Genomic DNA, 16,769 nt, shown 5'->3' on the forward strand with positions numbered 1-16,769 from the left:
GATCAGCAGCACCACGCCGGGCACGGCCATCACGGCGAGCAGCAGGACGAACAGCAGCCTGCGGCCGGGGAAGTGGAGCCGGGCCAGCGCGTAGCCGGCCATCGAGTCGAAGAGCACCCGGCCCGTGGTGACCAGCACGGTGACCAGGGCGGAGTTGCCCAGCCAGCGCAGGAACGGCACCGTCTCGTGGGACTCGGCGATCCCGAACAGCCGCTGGTAGGCGGCGGTGGTGGGGGTGCCGGGCCACAGGGCGAGCGGGTGGGCGGCGGCGTCCGGGTCGGTCTTGAAGCTGGTGACCAGCTGGATGACGAACGGCAGGACGTACAGCGAGGCCAGCGCGATGATCAGGGTGTAGCCGGCGATCCGCCAGGGCAGCCGGGTGCGGCCGAGGACCGGGCGTTCGGCGGTGCGGGCGCGGCGCGGGCGCCGGGTGGGGCGCGGGGCGCGGGGGGCCGGTTCCACCGGGGTGGTCGAGGTCATCGCCGCCTCCCTTGGCGGGGGTTGCGTTCGCGCAGCAGCCAGCGCTGGGCGCCGGTGCACACGAGGACGATCGCGAAGAGGATGAAGGCGATGGCCGCTCCCTGTCCGTAGTCGGCGTTCTTGAAGGCCGACTGGTAGGACATGAACGCCGGGGTGAGGGTGGTGTTCCCGGGGGCGCCCTGGCCCATGACGTACACCATGTCGAAGACCTGCCAGCTGCCGATGAGGGCGAGCGTGAGCACCAGGAAGAGCACCGGGCGCAGGGCGGGCAGGGTGACGTGGCGCAGCAGCTGGCGGCGGTTGACGCCGTCGAGGGCCGCGGCTTCCTCCAGTTCGCGGGGGATGTCCTGGAGCGCGGCCAGGAAGATGAGCATGAAGGTGCCGGAGGTGGTCCAGGTGGCCAGCAGGATCATGGTGGACATGGCCACCGAGGGTCCGGAGAGCCATTCGAACCAGGACAGGCCCATGAAGGCGTGGTCGGTGAGGAAGCCGGAGGGGTGGTCCGGGTCGGCCAGGCCGAGGTTGCCGAGGGTGACCCAGATGATGCCGCGCGGGTCGGCGAACCAGTTGGGGCCTTTGACACCGATCCAGGAGAGCAGGCTGTTGACGGCGCCACTGCCCTGGAAGAGGAAGAGGAAGATGGTGGAGACCGCGATGGTGCTGGTCACCGAGGGGAAGTAGAAGGTGGTGCGCAGTAGGGAACGGCCGCGCAGCATCCGCTGGTTGACGATCATGGCCAGGGTGAGGCCGAGGCCGGTGGAGAGCGGGACGAAGAGCAGGACGTAGTAGGCGTTGTTGCGCAGCGAGGTGGCGAACAGGGTGCGGTCCAGGCCGTCCTCGGTGAGCAGGCCGCGGTAGTTGTCCAGTCCGACGAAGGTGGCCTGGCCGCCGGTGAAGGGGTTGGACTGGCCGTTCCAGTCGAGCAGGCTCACCCACAGCGCCATGACGATGGGCAGGGCCAGGAACAGCCCGAGGACAAGGACCGAGGGGCTGACGAACAGCCAGCCCCAGGGTCCTTGCCGGCCGCGCAGTGCGGGCTTGTGCATCAGTTGCCCGCTCCCAGGGCCGCCTCACCGTAGCTCTGCAGGTCCGCGAGGATCGTGGCGGGGTCGGCGGTCCGCAGGGATTCCAGGTCGGTGTTGAACTGGCTGAGGACGCGGTCGAAGCCGCCCACGGTCACCGGGCCCTGGACCCAGTCGCCGCTCGCGCCCCAGGCCTCGGTGCCGGGGTGCTCGGCGAGGTAGTCGGCGGCGGCGGACTCGCGGGAGGGGACGGCGCCGAACGCGTTGCCCATGGCGATCTGCTGCTCGGGCCGGGTGAGGAAGTCGACGAGTTCGACGGCGGCGTCGCGGTGGGCGCTCTTCTGCGCCACGCCCCAGCAGTTGGTGAAGGCGAGGGTGCCGGGTCCGGCCGGGCCCTCGGGCAGCGGCAGCACGGTGTAGTCGACGCCGGGGAAGTCGGTCTCCAGCGCGCCGGCCAGCCAGCTGCCCTCGATGGTCATGGCGGCGGTGCCCTTGCCGAAGGCCTCGCCGGCCCAGCCCGCGTCGACCTCGGGGGCGAACTTCCAGGTGCCCTCCTGGAGCATGCCCTGGACGAATGCGAGGGCCTGGAGGTTCTCCGGGCTGTCGGCGGTCATCGTGGTCTGGGCGGGGTCGGTGATCCAGCCGCCGGCCTGCTTCATGAAGGCGCCCAGCCGCTGGTACTCGCTGCTGGTGACCAGGCCGGTCACGCCGCCGCCGGTGAGTTCCCCGGCCACCTGCCGCAGCTCCTCCCAGGTGGTGGGGTAGTCGTCCGCGGTGAGTCCGGCCCGCTCCCACAGGTCGTCGTTGACGATCAGTCCGAGCGAGGAGGTGTCCTTGGGGACGCAGACCAGCTGGTCGTCGTAGGTGAAGGACTGGCGCAGCGAGGCGGAGAAGTCCTCGACGTCCGTGATGCGGTCGCCGTAGGGGTACAGGGAGCCGCCGGCGGCGTAGTTGGCGAACTGGTGGGTCTCGACGTAGAAGACGTCGGGCGGGTTGTTGCCGGCGAACGCCTGACCGAGCTGCTGGTTGAGATCCGAGGCGACCTGGACGTCGACGGTGTTGCCCGACTCCTCCTCGTAGGCGCTCGCGGCCGCGCGGACGGCGGCGGTCTCGGCCTCGCCCGAGGTGCCGATGAGGACGGTCAGCTCCTGCTTCCCGCCGGTCTGCTGCTCGGTGTCGCCCCCGTCGCCGAAGGAGGAGGAGCAGCCGGTGGCGAGCAGGGCTATGCCGGTGGTGAGGGCGAGGAGGGTGGTGCGTCTGGGTGCCATGGGTCTCTCCGTTGAGGTGCGGCTCGATCGTAGAAAAAGTCCGACGAATCAGGAAGTGTCGGATGTGTCACATGAAAGGGCGGGGAGGGGCGGTGGATTCGCGGACCACCAGTCCGGGTTCGAGCAGGATGTGCTCGGGCTCCCGGTCGGGCTCCGCGATCCGGGCCAGCAGCAGCCGGACGCACTCGGCGCCGATCACGTCCATGGGCTGGGTGAGGGTGGTCAGCCCCGGTGAGACGAGGGCGGCGGCCGGCGAGTCGTCGAAGCCGGTCACGGCCACGTCGTCGCCCGGGGTGAGGCCGCGTTCGCGCAGCGCCCGGTAGGCGCCCATGGCGAGGGTGTCGGAGGCGGCCACGACGGCGTCGACCCCGCTGTCCAGCAGCCGCAGGGCGACGGTGCGCGCGGCGTCCACGTCGTCCACGCTCTCGGCGCGCAGTCCGCGCACCGGCAGCCCGTGCCGGCGCAGGGCGGCCTTCCAGCCCTCGGCGCGGTCGTCACCGGCGCCGGAGCCGCGCGGCCAGCCGAGGAAGCCGATTCTGCGGTGCCCGCGCTCGGCGAGGTGGTCCACGGCCCGGCCGATGCCGGCGGCGCCGTCCACATCGACCCAGTCACCGATCTGCTTGTCGGACCACATGCGGCCGAAGGCGGTGAAGGGGATGTGGTGCTTGGCCAGCCAGGCCTGGCGGCGGTCGCCGCGGTCGGTGTCGCTGAGGACGAAGCCGTCCACGCTGTAGTCGTCGACGAGTTCCTGGTACGGGGTGAGCAGCCGGGATCCGGCCGGGACGGCGAACAGCAGGATGCGGTGCCCGGCCTCCTCCGCGGTGTGGGTGAGGGCGTGCAGGAAGCGGTCCATGACCGGGGTGGTGCGGTCCACGTCCACGGACTGCACGCCGTAGCCGATCAGCCGGCTGGAGCGGGTGCGCAGTGTCTGGGCGGCGCGGTGCGGGCGGTAGCCCATGGCGTCGATGGCGGCGCGCACCCGCTCCAGCGTCTCGGGGCGCAGCAGTTCGGGGGCGTTGATCGCGTTGGAGACGGTCTGCGGGGACACCCCGGCCCGCCGGGCGACCATGGCGAGCGTCACACCTCCCGCCTTGCCCGACGACCGGCTGGTGGGCGTACGCGCCATCGCTGCCTCCTGAGCACCGCACTGTGGATGGATTGGAGCGATCCACAAGGATTGCCGCAGCGGTGAACTGCATCTACATTTCTTGGAACGCTCCAATGACTGAGAAGATTGGTATCCCCGCTGATGAGTGTCAAGTCCTCGGCGATAACGAACGAGCCGCAGGCCGACCCCGCCGCCGTGCCGGGTATGCAGCCCTTCCTGCACGACGCCTGCGTCACGCTGTACGCGCCGAGCTTCGCCGTCTCCCGTCCCGACGGGCAGCTGCGGCGAGGCGTGGACGGCTTCTACCACAGCGACCGCCGGGCGCTGGCCCGGCTGGAGGTGTCGGTGGACGGTGTGCCGCTGGCCCCGGTGGGCGGTGGCCCGGAGGGCGCCGACACCGCCCGGTTCCGGTCCGTGCTGCGCGGCGTGGCCCAGGCGACGGCCGACCCGGCCGTCACCCTGGAGCGGCTGCGCTCGCTGGCGCCGGGCGAACTCACCGAGTCCTTCGAGATCGCCAACCACGGCTCCACCCCGGCCCTGGTCCGGGTGCTGATCAGCGCGGGCACCGATCTCGCGCCGATGGACCGGGTGAAGTCCGGCGCCGTGACCGCTCCGGTGGCGCCGGAGGTCGCGGACTCCGCTCTGGTGTGGCGGGGCGAGGCGTCCACCGTGACCCTGACCGCCGCCCCGGCGCCGGACGCCATCGGCGCCGACGGGGTGCTGCGCTACGAGGTGGCGCTGGGGCCCGGGGAGCGGTGGGACGCGGAAGTGGTGTGCGTCGCCCGGGAGGACACGCCGCCGCCGTTCACCGCGCCGCGCCCGGGCACCGTCGCGTGGTCGGCGCCCGAGGTGCGCAGCGCGGACCGGGCGCTGGACGCCTGGGTCGCGCAGTCGGACGCCGATCTGCGGCGGCTGCTGCTGAGCGATCCGCTGGCGCCGCGGGACGTGTTCGTGGCCGCCGGCGCGCCGTGGTTCGCCACCCTGTTCGGGCGCGATTCGCTGTGGGCGGCGCGGATGCTGCTGCCGCTGGGCACGGAGCTGGCCGCGAGCACGCTGCGGGTCCTGGCCCGCAGGCAGGGCACGGTCACCGACCCGCGGACCCAGGAGCAGCCGGGGAAGATCCTGCACGAGGTGCGGCGCGAGGCGCTGACCATCGAGGACGAGGGCGTGGTGCTGCCGCCGGTGTACTACGGCACGGTGGACGCCACCCCGCTGTGGGTGACGCTGCTGCACGACGCCTGGCGCTGGGGGCTGGCCGAGGAGCAGGTGGTGGCGCTGCTGCCGCACGCCGAGGCGGCGCTGGCCTGGATGCGCGACCACGGCGACGCGGACGGCGACGGCTTCCTGGAGTACATCGACTCCACCGGGAGCGGGCTGGCGAACCAGGGCTGGAAGGACTCCGGCGACTCCATCCGCTTCCGGGACGGGCGGCAGGCCACCGCGCCGATCGCGCTCTCCGAGGTGCAGGCCTACGCGTACGAGGCGGCGATGGGCGGTGCCGCGCTGCTGCGGGCCTTCGGGCGGCCGGGCGCGGACGGCTGGGAGGAGTGGGCGCAGCAGCTGAAGTCGCGGTTCCGGGAACGGTTCTGGGTGGCGGACGCGCGCGGGGCGTATCCGGCGATCGCGCTGGACGGCGACAAGCGGCCGGTGGACTCGGTGACCTCGCAGTTCGGTCATCTGCTGGGCACCGGGCTGCTGGACGCGCGGGAGAGCGCGCTGCTGGCGGCCCGGCTGGGCGGTGCCGACCTGGACTCCGGGTTCGGGCTGCGGACCTACAGCTCCGCGATGGGCGGGTTCAATCCGCTGGGCTACCACGTGGGGTCGGTGTGGCCGCACGACACGGCGATCGCGGTGCACGGGCTGACCCGGGCCGGGTTCCCGGCCGAGGCGAGCGCGCTGGCGGCCGGTCTGGTGCGGGCCGCGGACGCGTTCGACGCGCGGCTGCCGGAGCTGTTCGCCGGCTGGGGCAGCGAGGTGAGCGCGCGTCCGCTCCCCTACCCCGCCTCCTGCCGGCCGCAGGCGTGGGCGGCGGCCTCCTCGGTGCAGGTGCTGGCCTCGGTGCTGGGGATCACGGCGGACGTGCCGGGCGGCACAGTGACGGTGGCGCCCCGGGTGGGTGAGCGGTTCCGGCCGCTGCGGGCGGCGGGGCTGCGGATCGCGGGCGCGCCGCTGGAGATCGCAGTGGACGCCGACGGCGGAACGCGGGTGCGCGCGCCGGAGGGGATCGCGGTGCGGCAGGGCTGAACCGGCCGGTGCGCCCCGGGCCCGTACCACGGGGGTGCGGGCCCGGTGCGCGGGGCGCGGGTCAGTGGGCGGTGTCGCTGTGCCAGAGGGTGTCGCCGTCCTCGGTGCGGACGGAGACGTCGCCGTCGGTGCCGACGACGAGGACGGCGCCGGGGTGGCCGCCGGTGCCCAGGCTCCAGATGGCCTCACCGGTGGGGCCGTTGAGCACCAGGTCCCCGTCCTCGGTGAAGGTGCCGCCGGCCACGGCCGGGTTGGTGTTGTCCGAGACCCACAGCTGCTGCTCGTTCTCGTCGCGGATGGTGTAGTTGTTGCCCTCCAGCCGGAACCGGGCCTTGTGGGAGCTGATCACCTCGAAGCGGCGCAGCGCCGTGCCGCCGCGCACCACCTGGTCGCTGGGCGGGTCGCCCCCGATGGGCACCTCGCCCTCGGCCAGCCGGCGCAGCGCGGTGAGGGAGGGGGTGAAGGCGTAGAGGGCGCCCTCGGTGCGGACGAAGCGTTCGAAGCGCAGCGGGCACACCGCCGTCTCACCGGCCCGGGAGGGGAAGGAGACGTCGGTGTCGCGGCCGATGAGCGGATCGCGGCCGACCGGGTCGCGGCGCTCGGGGAAGTTCTCGGCCTCCACCCAGCTGGCCTGGACGAATTCGTACTGGGCGACGAGGTCGGACTGGTAGCAGATGAAGACCAGGCCGCGCGGGGCGTCCGCGCGCTGGGCCGGAGTGCCCTGCGGGTCGTAGGGGCGGCCGTAGGGGATGCTGCGGCGGATCAGCCGGCGGCCGTCCAGCATGCCCTTCTCCTCGACGATCGGGCCACCGTCGCGGCGCGGCTTGAGCCCGTCGCGGGGGTTGGTCTTGCGCAGGTGGGAGAAGAGCGGGGTGAGGCGGCCCTCCAGGTCGTCGGCGAAGCTGACGTCGTTGTCGCTGTCGGCGCACGGCGGCGTGGGCACGTCGGTGTCGGGGCACTTGGCGACGGGGGCGCCGGAGGGCCAGCGGCCGATGAGCCGGGCGGCGAGCCACTCCTTGGTGGTGTCCTCGGGGACGGCGTCGTGTTCCTTGAGGACGTCCAGGTTGTGCTCGATCTGTTCCCACCAGCCCGGCACGTCCTGGGCGAGGCGCCGCACCACCTGGAAGGAGCCGTTGGCCATCCAGCCGGGGAGCCCGGCCGGCCAGCGGTGGTCCGGCGGCATGCCGACGACGAACTCGCCGGGGGTGATCAGCCGGGTGCCGGGCTTGGTGCGGTGGTAGTCGGGGCGCTCGGGGTCCTCCTCGTCGAAGTCCCGCACGCCGGGCTGGCTGATCCCGTCCTTGAAGCCGAAGTGCTCGGTGCCGCGCAGGTCTTCCTTGAGGGTGTTGCCCTCCTGTTCGAAGACGACGGCCACGTGCTGGGCGGCCATCCAGGCGCGCTCCTCCTCCAGGGCGGCCTGGAGGTCGGCGTGCCGGTCGGCGGCGAGGGTGAGGACGAGGTGGACGGGGTGCTGGTGCTCGGCGCCGAACAGCCAGTGCTCCGGGTCGCTGTCGTCGATGTCGCCGACGATCTCCTTGCGCCGGGCGGGGCCCTGGGCGAAGGCTTCCTGGGTGCTGCCGGCCGGGATGTCGGTGAACGGGGCACCGCCGAGCAGTTCGGTGAGGCCGGCGTAGGTGAAGGCGACGCCGCGCCACACCGCGGTGAGGTCGGCCGGGTCCTCGCCCGCGGCGTAGCGGCGGGCGCGGCTGAAGTCGGCGTTGAAGGCGGCCACGTCCCGGGTGGTGGCGATGCGTTCGTGGAGCCTGCGCAGCCAGATTCTCGCGCGGCGGCGGTCCTTGAACTTCGCGAGGATCAGCTGGACGTGGTCCTTCTTGAAGCCGGCGAGCACGTCGCCCTGGATGTCGGTGGACAGCCGCAGGGGCAGCTGGGGCTGGGTGGCGGTGCTCTGTCCTGGGATGTCGGCCGTGGCGGGGGTACGGGCGGGGCGGGTGGACGAGTGGACCATCGGCTCTCCGGGGATGGACGGATCCGACGCGTCGGAGTGGGTTCCGGGCGTGCGCCAGCGAACTTATCCACCCGGTGCTTCTTCTGAGTGGTTTTGCGCCGTGTGTCCACTCGTCCGTGGGAATGACGCGTCAGACGGCCCCGGTCAGCGTGTCGACGACGGCCGGGTGCCACCGGTCGGCGATCTCGCGGGTTCCCGGGGCGTTCGGGTGGACGCCGCCGGTGGTGTGGGCAGCGGTGGCGAAGCCCGTCCACGAGTGGACGACGGTGCGCGGGGAATCCGTACTGGACAGGCCGGCGGCCCAGCCGGGCAGGGCGGCGGCGTTGAGGTCGGTCACCCGCTCGCCGCGGGCGGCGTGGTGGGCCGGGGCATGGGGACGGGCTGGGCGACGGGGATCCGCCTGCGCGGGTTGGCGTCGCGCATCCGCCGGACCAGCGCGGTGCGGACGTCCAGGACGGGGGTGGTGCCGCGGGCGCTCCAGACGTCGTTGGTACCCAGGTGCATCAGCACGACGTCGGGTGTAGTGGCGGCGAGCCAGCCGGGCAGCAGGTTCTGCGGGCGACCCGGTGATCGAGTCGCCCAGCGGCATGACGCGGACGGTGACGGTGTTTCCGGCCACGGTGGCGGTGGGCGGTCCGGGGAGCGGGGCCCGGGGTGCCGAGGCGGCGGGCGACGGCGGGCGCGGGGGCTCACCGCCGGCGACGGTCCGGTACGGCCCCCGCCGTCCGGAATCCGTCGTGCTGCGTGCGGGGCGAGGTCGCGGGCTCAGGCCGTGGCCCGGTGGCGCTTGCCGCCGATCCGGAAGGCGTGGATGGCGCAGCCGTGCTCCACCGCGGCGCGGGTGGCTTCCTCCCAGGTGAGCGCCCGGGGCCCGGCGGCGAACAGCGGGCCGGAGGTGCGGTCGCCGACCACGGCGGCGAGCAGGGTGGCGGCGCGTTCGGAGAGCGGGATGTCGCCGCCGTCCGGCAGGGCGGCGGCCCGCGAGGCTGCCTCGGGTCTGATCCTGCGGTGGCCGAGGTCGATGTCGGGTACTTCGAGGGACAGCAGGTCCATCACCCGCACCTCGCTCTCCCACAGCAGTTGCCACAGCGCGCGGTGCGCGATGTCGATGGACTCGTCGGAGAGAAGGGCCGTCAGCCGGTCGAGCGTGACGGATTCCGCGGTGGTCGTCATGGCCACGCAGTATCCACCCTTTTCCCATGGCCCGTACAGAAGTACGGGCGGTTTGTGACCGGGTGATCGTCTTCTGTGCCCTGGGTGTGTCCATGACCGTGCCATTGCTCCCTCTTTACCCGGTTGCCTTACAGTGCGATCACCGGGGGTATCGCGACACCCCGCGGGGTGAGAGAGACAGAGGTGACCCCATGGGCCAGATCGGACCCACCCATCTGCTGGTCGTCGCCGTCGTGGTGCTGGTGGTCTTCGGTTCGAAGCGCCTGCCGGACACCGCGAGGGCACTCGGGAAGTCCCTGCGGATCCTCAAGAGCGAGACCGCGGCTCTGCGCACCGACGAACCGTCGCAGCAGCCGGCGCCGGCCCCGCAGGCCGCACCGGACGCGCCCGTGACGCGGGAGCAGCAGCCGCCCGCGCGTCCGTGACGTCCGCGCACCACCGCGCCCCGCGTGCCACCCCGGGCCGCGGGGCGTTCTCGTGCCCGGCGCCGCGGCCCCCTGCCGGCCCGGCCGCCGTCCGGACATTGCGCCCCATGACGGCCGTGTGACGGTCCGGCCGCACGCCCCGGGGGCACCTTGACCCCGGCCCGGCGGCTGGTTACGTTCACCCCCATGCGGATCCCTGTGCGGTTCACCCGGCGGCGTGCCGTGGACCTGATGCGTGTCACCACCGCGATCTGTCGCTGACGACGCCCGGCCCCGCCCCCGTTCTCCCGGCCGCCCCGCCCCGCTCCCCCGCCGGCGCCGCTCCCTCCCGCGCGCCCTGGCCGGGCCGCGTCCGCGCCCGGACGGCTTGCCGGGCCGGCCCCACCGCCGCACCGCCCTCCCCGCCCCGAAAGGTGTGCCGATGTCCGAGCCGTCCGCCCCCGTCCCCCTCTCCGTCCTCGACCTGGTGCCGGTGGTCTCCGGCTCCACCCCCGGGCAGGCGCTGCGCCGCACCATCGACCTGGCACGGCACGCGGAGGCGGCCGGGTACCGGCGGTACTGGGTGGCCGAGCATCATCTCGCGGACGGAGTGGCGAGTTCGGCGCCGGAGCTGGTGATCGGACAGGTGGCCGGGGCCACCACGCGCATCCGGGTCGGCTCGGCCGCGGTGCAGCTGGGGCATCGCACGGCGCTGTCGGTGGTGGAGCAGTTCGGCACGCTCGACGCGCTGTACCCGGGGCGGATCGATCTGGGGCTCGGCCGCTCGGGGCACCGGGCCGGCCCGCGCGGGGGCGCGGAACCGGCCGAGCCGGCGGAGGAACCGGCGGCGCGGCGGGTGGGCGGTGTGCTGATCCCGCCGCCGTTCCGGCCCCGGGCACTGCTGGAGTCGCCGTACTTCACCGCGCAGCAGGACCTGTTGCGGCTGCCGGGTGCCCGCCCGCCCGGCTACGCGGAGCATGTGGACACCATCGCGGCGCTGCTGGCCGGCGAACACCGGGTCCCGCGGGGTGGGACGGCGCACCAGGTCCACGCGGTGCCGGGCGAGGGCGCGGATCTCCAGCTGTGGGTGCTGGGCAGCAGCGCCGGGGAGAGCGCCCGGGTGGCGGGTGAGCGGGGTCTGCCGTTCGCGGCCAACTACCACGTGAGTCCGGGGACGATCCTGGAGACGGTGGCGGCTTACCGGGACGCCTTCCGGCCCTCCGGGCGGCTGGCGCGTCCGTATCTGGTGGTCTCGGCGGATGTGGTGGTGGCGCCGGACGACGACACGGCCCGGCAGCTGGCGTCGGGCTACGGGCTGTGGGTGCGCTCCATCCGCTCCGGGCGCGGCGCGATGCCCTACCCCTCGCCCGCGGAGGCGGAAGGGCACCGGTGGACGGAGGCGGACCGGGCGCTGGTGGCGGACCGGGTGGACACCCAGCTGGTGGGCTCGCCGGACACGGTGGTGGCGGGGCTGCGGCGGCTGCGCGCGGTCACGGGCGCGGACGAACTGCTCATCACCACGATCACGCACGCGCACCCGGACCGGGTGCGCTCGTACACGCTGCTGGCCGACGCCTGGTTCGGGCGGGGCACGGCGTGACGCACCGCCGTCCCGGCGGCGGGACGGCGGTGGGCGCGGGCCGGCGGCGGTCAGGTGCGGGTCAGCTGCGCGGCCCGGGTGAGGGCGGAGGAGAACTGGTCCAGCACATGGTCCAGGGGTTCGGCGGTGGCCGGGTCGACGATCACGGTGCCGTCCGGCCCGGTGGTGATGTGCCGGTCGAGGACGAACCAGCCCTGGGTGATGTGGGCGGCGCCCATGGCGGAGAGCACGGGGCGCAGCGCGTAGTCGATGGCCAGTACGTGCGCGGTGGTGCCGCCGGTGGCCAGCGGCAGCACGGTCTTGCCGGTGAGGGCGTACTGCGGGAGCAGGTCGAGGAGCGACTTGAGCAGGCCGGAGTAGGCGGCCTTGTAGACGGGGGTGCCGATGACGACGCCGTCGGCGTCCCGCAGCAGGGTGTTCACCCGTTCGATCGCGGGGTGGGTGGGGTCGGCGCCGGTGAGGGCCTGCGGGGGCAGGGCGCGGGCGTCCAGCGGTATGACCTGGTGGCCCTGGAGGGCGAGCCGGGCGTCCAGGTGGCGCAGCAGGCGGACGGTGCGGGAGGTGGGTGAGGGGCTGCCGGAGATGGACAGAACCGTGGCCATGGGGTTCCTTCGTCAAGAGGCGGGAGCAGGGGCGGGGACGAGGACGGGGCTCGGCAGGGGCGCCGCCGCACCACCCCGGTCGTCCGGGAGCGGCCGTACGCCTCGACCGGGCCGCTCGCGGCCGTGCGGAACCCGCCCGGCAGGCGGCGGCGTTGCCGCGGGGCACGCGGAGGCAGGGGGGTGCGGGGACGGGGGATTCAGGGACGGGGGGCGCGCGCACCGCGCGGCCGTGCGTCCGGGATCAGTGGTGGATCCGACAGATGGCACCGGCGACGCGGGCGAAGTCCACGCAGCGGCGGCGGGTCAGGATCTGAACACCAGGCATACCAGGATGCAAGCACGGGCGATGCGACGGCGTCAATGGGAGCCGCTGCCGGTGCGGGCAGCCGATGCGGTGTCAGGTTCCCGGCTTACGGGCCTCGATGAGGAACCGGGTGCTGTGGGCGGTGAACGGCCCCTCGTCCTGGATCTGCCGGTGCAGCCGGCGCAGGGTGGCGAGGTGGCGCTCCACGGTGAAGCCGGGGACGATCCAGATCACCTTGCGCAGGAACCAGACCACGGCGCCGATGTCGTGGAAGACGGTGCGCAGGGTGGCGGTGCGCAGGTCCACCACCCGCAGTCCCGCGGCCTCGGCGGCGGCGCGGGCCGCCCCGGGTTCGCGGCTGTCGGGTTCCGGCCAGGGGCCGAGGAAGTACTCGCCGAGTTCCGCGACGCTGCGCGGGCCGACCTCCTGGGCGAGGAAGGCGCCGCCGGGGCGCAGCACCCGGGCGACCTCGGGCCAGTCGGTGCGTACCGGGTGGCGGGCGCTCACCAGGTCGAAGACGCCGTCGGGGAAGGGCAGCCGGCCGTCCTCCCCCGGGACCGTGACGACCACGCCGCGCGGGCCGAGCCGGGCGGCGGCGAGCGCCGCGTTGGGCGGCCAGGACTCGGTGGCGGCCATCAGCGGTGGCAGGACGGGCGCCTCGTCGAGCACCTCTCCGCCGCCGGTGTCCAGGTCCAGTGCGGAGTGCACGGTGGCCAGCCGGCGGCCCAGCAGCCGGGCGTACCCCCACGGCGGGCGTTCCTCGGTCGCCCGGCCCTCCAGCCAGGAGAAGCCCCAGCCGTCGACGGGGGCCCGCCGGGCCTCGTCGACGAGTGCTTCGAAATCACCGCTGTCTCTCCCCATCGCCCCACCCTCGCAGGAGGGCCTGCCACCGCGCCACCGGATAGGACGGGCGGGTGGCGGGGGAGGATGGGGCGGGCGGTCGGCGCGGATGGTGGGATATCGGTACCGGCTGGGGGAGGCTGCGGGGGCGGTCATGGCCGACGGAGAACGGGAGTGAGATGTCCGGCGCACCAGTCCGGGGGAACACCGATGAGCTGCCGCCCGCCCGGCGGCAGCTGGTCCTGGCGATCTGCTGCATGTCGTTGCTGATCGTCAGTCTGGACATCACGGCGCTGAATGTGGCGCTGCCCTCGCTGGGCCGGGAGCTGAAGGCGGATGTGTCCGGGCTCCAGTGGACGGTGGACGCGTACACCCTGGTGCTGGCGTCGTTCCTGATGCTGTCGGGGTCGATGGCGGACCGGCTGGGGCGGCGGCGGGTGTTCAGCGTCGGCCTGGTGGTCTTCACGGCCGGGTCGCTGCTGTGTGCGCTGGCGCCGGGGCTCGGGTGGCTGGTGGTGTTCCGGATGCTGCAGGCGCTGGGCGGCTCGATGCTCAATCCGGTGGCGATGTCGATCATCAGGAACACCTTCCACGATCCGAGGGAGCTGGCGCGGGCGATCGGGATGTGGGGCGGGGTGGTCGGGATCTCGATGGCGGCGGGGCCGATCGTGGGCGGGGCGCTGGTGCAGGGGTTCGACTGGCGGGCGGTGTTCTGGATCAATATCCCGATCGGGCTGACGGCGCTGGTGCTGACCCGGCGGTTCGTGCCGGAGTCGCGGGCGGAGCGGGTGCGGCGGATCGATCCGGTGGGGCAGGCGCTGGTGATCCTGCTGCTGGGCTCGCTGACCTTCGGCATCATCGAGGGCGGGCGCGGGGAGTGGACGAGTCCGTGGATCGTCGGCTGTTTCGTGGTGGCGGTGCTGTCGGTGCCGGCGCTGGTGCGGTACGAGTCGCGCCGCCGGGACCCGCTGGTGGACCCGGACTTCTTCCGCAGCGTGCCGTTCAGCGGGGCGAGTGCGATCGCGGTGAGCGCGTTCGCCGCGCTGAGCGGATTCCTGTTCCTCAATACGCTCTATCTCCAGAACGGGCGGGGGCTTTCCGCGCTGGAGGCGGGCACGTATCTGCTGCCGATGGCCGGGGTGACGCTGGTGCTTGCGCCGGTGTCGGGGCGGCTGATCAACCGGTACGGGGCGCGGCTGCCGCTGTTCCTGGCGGGGGTCGCGCTGACGGCGAGCGGGCTGATGTTCGCGCTGTGGCAGGCGGAGAGCGACAACGCGCGGCTGTTCACCGCCTATGTGCTGTTCGGTGTCGGTTTCGGGCTGGTGAACGCGCCGATCACCAATACGGCGGTGACCGGGATGCCGCGTGCCCAGGCCGGGGTGGCGGCGGGGATCGCCTCGACGAGCCGGCAGGTGGGGTCGGCGCTGGGGGTGGCGATGGTGGGGACCGCGCTGGCGGCGGGTTCGCAGCACGCGGGCTGGTGGATCATCACCGTCTGCGCGCTGCTGGTGCTGGTGATCGGGCTGCTCACCAGTGGGGCGTGGGCGATGCGTTCGGCGGAACGGACGGCGGAGCGGCTGGCGGCGTCGGGTCAGCGGCCAGGAGCGCACTGAACCGCGCTTTGTCGGAATATGCGCCCGGTTCGGGAAACATTGAGGTCATCAATGCAGGCTACTATCCGCTTTCACGATGACCTGATTTTCTGCGATGACGGGAGTACGGAGATAGCCCTCCGCATATGGCTCAGCAGCGCGGGAGCCGCCAGTACTCAGGTGATGCGCATGTTGCGCGAAAACCCGGAGTCCGCCGCCGTACGGATCTACGGCACGAATATCAGCGCGACCGCGCCCGCGCTGATGGCCTGTGATGTGGCCGAAGTCGAACCGTATCGCGTCAACGATCACGTCTATGCCGAATTCGCCCTGGACTTCTGCCGGCGGCACGCCATCGATGTGCTCGTGCCGCCGCGGCGGCTGGACGCGCTCGCCGGGCGGGCCGACGACTTCGCCCGCGCCGGCACCCGTCTGATGTGTTCGCCGCCGGCCGCGGTGCGTGTCCTCACCAGCAAGAGCCGTACCTACGAGGCAGCCCGGGCGGCCGGGATCCCGGTGCCCGAGTGGCGGGTGGTGCGCGACGCCGACGAACTGCGCGCCGCCGTGGAGGGCCTGGGCCGGCCGGGCGAGAGTCTGTGCATCAAACCGGCCGGTGAGTACTCGGCGTTCGGGTTCCGCATCCTCGACGACCAGCCGCTGCGGCTGCGTGATCTGCTGGAGGCGCCCCGGCCGCTGGTGTCGGTGACCGCGGTCGCCGACGCGCTGAAGAGGGCGGCGGACGAGGAGGAGCGGGTCCCGTCCTTCATCGTGATGCCCTATCTGGAGGGGCCCGAGGTGAGCGTGGACACGCTCTCCGCTCCCGGCGGGCGGATGCTGGCCGCCGTGCCCCGGGCCAAGGAGGGGCGTTACCGGCTGCTGCTGGACGATCCGGAGGCCACCCGGATCGCGGGCGCCGTGGTGGAGCACTTCGGCCTGGCCTATCTCGCCAATGTCCAGCTGCGCCGGCTGCGGGGGGCGCCGGTGCTGCTGGAGGCGAACCCGCGGCCCTCGGCCGGTGTCTACCAGACGGCCTTCAGCGGGCTGAATCTGCCGTGGGCGGCCGTCCGGCTGCTGACGCACGGCGATCCGGGGGAGCTTCCCCGGCCGCGGCTCGGCGGCCGGATCGCGGTGACCGAGACGGCCGCCGAGGTGCGTGCGGCCACCACCGCCCCGGTCGCGCACCACAGCTGACACCGAACCGCCAAGCTCGCCCCGGGCTTGGCGGCTTCCCCAGGCGCAGAACGGAGCGGAAACGGGTAGAGCAAGGATGTCATGCACATGACTTCCCCACGAGGAGGCATCCGATGTCCTTCCGCACAGCGGCCCGCGCCCTGATCACCTCCGTGGTGGCGGCCCTCGCCCTCACCACGGCCCACGCCACCGCCGCCCCCGCCCCGGCGGACGACCCCACCGCCGCCGCCCGCGTGCTCACCTACGACGCCAGTGGCTCGGCCGAGTTCGCGAGCGCCGTCGCCGCCGGTGTCGCGGTGTGGAACGAGAGCGTCGTCAACGTGCGCCTCACCCCGGCCGCCGCCGGCCAGAGCGCCAACATCCGCATCATCGCCGACAACGGCTGGCCCCGCGCCCTGCGCACCAGCCTGGGCAACGGCATCGTCTACATGGGCCGCGAGGCCGTCGGCTACAACACCACCCGGATCGCCGCGCACGAACTCGGCCACATCCTGGGCCTGCCCGACATCAAGCCCGGCCCCTGCTCCAGCCTGATGTCCGGCTCCACCGCCGGTGTCTCCTGCACCAACCCGTACCCGAACGCCTCCGAACGGGCCACCGTCGAGAACTACTTCGCCGGCAGCTCGGCCGCCGGTGACCGGGCGCCGGGGCGGCAGCTCTTCACCGACTGACGGGCGCGGTGGTGCCCCGGGGCGTGAAACGCGCCGCCGGGGGCCGCCGTCGGCATGCCCGGCTCGCGCAGCACGGCGGGACGGCCGTCGGTGGTGGTCGCGTCGACCAGGGCCACCGCCTCCACCCGGCCGCGCGCGACCCAGCGGCGGTGGGTGGCGGTCTCCTCGCCCCGGTGCCGCACGATGCGCAGCAGCGGGGAGCAGCCGCGCCCGGCCAGCGATTCCTCGGTACCGGCGATGCACCCCATGAAGAAGGGTGCGGCGTCCAGCGGCCGGGCCGGTCCGGCGAGCACCGGACCGATCG

General features: G+C 73.4%; 18 protein-coding genes. 7 read left to right on the forward strand and 11 right to left on the reverse strand.

Features of this window, described 5'->3' with window-relative positions:
• The 4 genes from ACFV5N_RS06620 to ACFV5N_RS06635 all read right to left on the reverse strand — a co-directional run.
• Positions 1-480, reverse strand: a 480-nt coding sequence (locus tag ACFV5N_RS06620) for a carbohydrate ABC transporter permease (RefSeq protein WP_385594943.1), incomplete at its 3' end; no start/stop codon positions are given.
• The gene (locus ACFV5N_RS06625; RefSeq protein ID WP_385594946.1) at positions 477-1,526 is read right to left on the reverse strand and encodes a carbohydrate ABC transporter permease; all 1,050 of its coding nucleotides are present in this window, start codon (positions 1,524-1,526) and stop codon (positions 477-479) included. The genes ACFV5N_RS06625 and ACFV5N_RS06620, both read right to left, overlap by 4 nt.
• Entirely contained in the window at positions 1,526-2,770 is a 1,245-nt protein-coding gene (locus tag ACFV5N_RS06630) for an extracellular solute-binding protein (protein WP_385594949.1), read from the reverse strand. Before ACFV5N_RS06630 ends, ACFV5N_RS06625 begins: the two co-directional genes overlap by 1 nt.
• Before the next feature lie 67 nt (positions 2,771-2,837).
• On the reverse strand, positions 2,838-3,896 hold the full coding sequence (locus tag ACFV5N_RS06635; protein ID WP_385594952.1) for a LacI family DNA-binding transcriptional regulator: 1,059 nt from the start codon (positions 3,894-3,896) through the stop codon (positions 2,838-2,840).
• Positions 3,897-4,019: 123 nt separating this feature from the next.
• Here ACFV5N_RS06635 and ACFV5N_RS06640 point away from each other — a divergent pair, with 123 nt between their 5' ends.
• A complete protein-coding gene (locus ACFV5N_RS06640; protein WP_385594955.1) occupies positions 4,020-6,122 on the forward strand; it encodes a glycogen debranching N-terminal domain-containing protein in 2,103 nt (700 codons plus the stop codon).
• A 61-nt stretch (positions 6,123-6,183) separates the two neighbouring features.
• On the opposite strand, the gene ACFV5N_RS06645 is transcribed toward ACFV5N_RS06640, so the two are convergent.
• The 4 genes from ACFV5N_RS06645 to ACFV5N_RS06660 form a co-directional block, all read right to left on the reverse strand.
• On the reverse strand, positions 6,184-8,088 hold the full coding sequence (locus ACFV5N_RS06645; protein WP_385594956.1) for a Dyp-type peroxidase: 1,905 nt from the start codon (positions 8,086-8,088) through the stop codon (positions 6,184-6,186).
• Positions 8,089-8,218: 130 nt separating this feature from the next.
• A complete protein-coding gene (locus ACFV5N_RS06650) occupies positions 8,219-8,425 on the reverse strand; it encodes a hypothetical protein (RefSeq protein WP_385594959.1) in 207 nt (68 codons plus the stop codon).
• Positions 8,422-8,598, reverse strand: a complete 177-nt coding sequence (locus ACFV5N_RS06655; protein WP_385594961.1) for a hypothetical protein — start codon at positions 8,596-8,598, stop codon at positions 8,422-8,424. The genes ACFV5N_RS06650 and ACFV5N_RS06655 overlap by 4 nt, the downstream gene beginning before the upstream one ends.
• Before the next feature lie 255 nt (positions 8,599-8,853).
• Complete coding sequence (locus tag ACFV5N_RS06660) at positions 8,854-9,261, reverse strand: hypothetical protein (RefSeq protein WP_385594963.1); 408 nt, start codon at positions 9,259-9,261, stop codon at positions 8,854-8,856.
• Between the two features lie 191 nt (positions 9,262-9,452).
• On the opposite strand from ACFV5N_RS06660, the gene tatA reads away from it, so the two are divergent.
• The 3 genes from tatA to ACFV5N_RS06675 all read left to right on the forward strand — a co-directional run bounded on the left by tatA (position 9,453) and on the right by ACFV5N_RS06675 (position 11,265).
• On the forward strand, positions 9,453-9,686 hold the full coding sequence (gene tatA, locus ACFV5N_RS06665) for a Sec-independent protein translocase subunit TatA (RefSeq protein WP_385594966.1): 234 nt from the start codon (positions 9,453-9,455) through the stop codon (positions 9,684-9,686).
• Between the two features lie 186 nt (positions 9,687-9,872).
• Positions 9,873-9,947, forward strand: a complete 75-nt coding sequence (locus ACFV5N_RS06670) for a putative leader peptide (RefSeq protein ID WP_375064123.1) — start codon at positions 9,873-9,875, stop codon at positions 9,945-9,947.
• A gap of 160 nt (positions 9,948-10,107) precedes the next feature.
• Positions 10,108-11,265: an LLM class flavin-dependent oxidoreductase gene (locus ACFV5N_RS06675; RefSeq protein ID WP_385594969.1), complete on the forward strand. Its 1,158-nt coding sequence runs from the start codon at positions 10,108-10,110 to the stop codon at positions 11,263-11,265.
• A gap of 50 nt (positions 11,266-11,315) precedes the next feature.
• Here ACFV5N_RS06675 and ssuE read toward each other — a convergent pair whose 3' ends face one another.
• Both ssuE and ACFV5N_RS06685 read right to left on the reverse strand, forming a co-directional pair.
• Positions 11,316-11,867, reverse strand: a complete 552-nt coding sequence (gene ssuE, locus ACFV5N_RS06680; RefSeq protein WP_385594973.1) for an NADPH-dependent FMN reductase — start codon at positions 11,865-11,867, stop codon at positions 11,316-11,318.
• Positions 11,868-12,264: 397 nt separating this feature from the next.
• On the reverse strand, positions 12,265-13,032 hold the full coding sequence (locus ACFV5N_RS06685; RefSeq protein ID WP_385594975.1) for a class I SAM-dependent methyltransferase: 768 nt from the start codon (positions 13,030-13,032) through the stop codon (positions 12,265-12,267).
• A 158-nt stretch (positions 13,033-13,190) separates the two neighbouring features.
• Here ACFV5N_RS06685 and ACFV5N_RS06690 point away from each other — a divergent pair, with 158 nt between their 5' ends.
• The 3 genes from ACFV5N_RS06690 (at position 13,191) to ACFV5N_RS06700 (ending at position 16,465) form a co-directional block, all read left to right on the forward strand.
• Positions 13,191-14,624 (forward strand): MFS transporter, encoded by a 1,434-nt coding sequence (locus tag ACFV5N_RS06690; RefSeq protein ID WP_385594977.1) that lies wholly within the window; start codon positions 13,191-13,193, stop codon positions 14,622-14,624.
• 51 nt (positions 14,625-14,675) lie between these two features.
• Complete coding sequence (locus ACFV5N_RS06695) at positions 14,676-15,794, forward strand: ATP-grasp domain-containing protein (RefSeq protein WP_385594980.1); 1,119 nt, start codon at positions 14,676-14,678, stop codon at positions 15,792-15,794.
• A 113-nt stretch (positions 15,795-15,907) separates the two neighbouring features.
• Entirely contained in the window at positions 15,908-16,465 is a 558-nt protein-coding gene (locus ACFV5N_RS06700) for a snapalysin family zinc-dependent metalloprotease (protein ID WP_385594983.1), read from the forward strand.
• On the opposite strand, the gene ACFV5N_RS06705 is transcribed toward ACFV5N_RS06700, so the two are convergent.
• Positions 16,402-16,758, reverse strand: coding sequence for a hypothetical protein (locus tag ACFV5N_RS06705; protein WP_385594984.1), 357 nt, complete (start codon positions 16,756-16,758; stop codon positions 16,402-16,404). The genes ACFV5N_RS06700 and ACFV5N_RS06705 overlap by 64 nt on opposite strands.
• Positions 16,759-16,769 lie beyond the last annotated feature (11 nt).

It is taken from the genome of Streptomyces sp. NPDC059853, assembly GCF_042731495.1.
Classification (GTDB): domain Bacteria; phylum Actinomycetota; class Actinomycetes; order Streptomycetales; family Streptomycetaceae; genus Streptomyces.

Bases quoted from the DNA above. Each gene is read 5' to 3' on its own strand.
- ACFV5N_RS06625 (WP_385594946.1), bottom strand. From the start codon at position 1,526: ATGCACAAGCCCGCACTGCGCGGCCGGCAAGGACCCTGGGGCTGGCTG.
- ACFV5N_RS06630 (WP_385594949.1), bottom strand. From the start codon at position 2,770: ATGGCACCCAGACGCACCACCCTCCTCGCCCTCACCACCGGCATAGCC.
- ACFV5N_RS06635 (WP_385594952.1), bottom strand. From the start codon at position 3,896: ATGGCGCGTACGCCCACCAGCCGGTCGTCGGGCAAGGCGGGAGGTGTG.
- ACFV5N_RS06640 (WP_385594955.1), top strand. From the start codon at position 4,020: ATGAGTGTCAAGTCCTCGGCGATAACGAACGAGCCGCAGGCCGACCCC.
- ACFV5N_RS06645 (WP_385594956.1), bottom strand. From the start codon at position 8,088: ATGGTCCACTCGTCCACCCGCCCCGCCCGTACCCCCGCCACGGCCGAC.
- ACFV5N_RS06660 (WP_385594963.1), bottom strand. From the start codon at position 9,261: ATGACGACCACCGCGGAATCCGTCACGCTCGACCGGCTGACGGCCCTT.
- tatA (WP_385594966.1), top strand. From the start codon at position 9,453: ATGGGCCAGATCGGACCCACCCATCTGCTGGTCGTCGCCGTCGTGGTG.
- ACFV5N_RS06675 (WP_385594969.1), top strand. From the start codon at position 10,108: ATGTCCGAGCCGTCCGCCCCCGTCCCCCTCTCCGTCCTCGACCTGGTG.
- ssuE (WP_385594973.1), bottom strand. From the start codon at position 11,867: ATGGCCACGGTTCTGTCCATCTCCGGCAGCCCCTCACCCACCTCCCGC.
- ACFV5N_RS06685 (WP_385594975.1), bottom strand. From the start codon at position 13,032: ATGGGGAGAGACAGCGGTGATTTCGAAGCACTCGTCGACGAGGCCCGG.
- ACFV5N_RS06690 (WP_385594977.1), top strand. From the start codon at position 13,191: ATGTCCGGCGCACCAGTCCGGGGGAACACCGATGAGCTGCCGCCCGCC.
- ACFV5N_RS06695 (WP_385594980.1), top strand. From the start codon at position 14,676: ATGCAGGCTACTATCCGCTTTCACGATGACCTGATTTTCTGCGATGAC.
- ACFV5N_RS06700 (WP_385594983.1), top strand. From the start codon at position 15,908: ATGTCCTTCCGCACAGCGGCCCGCGCCCTGATCACCTCCGTGGTGGCG.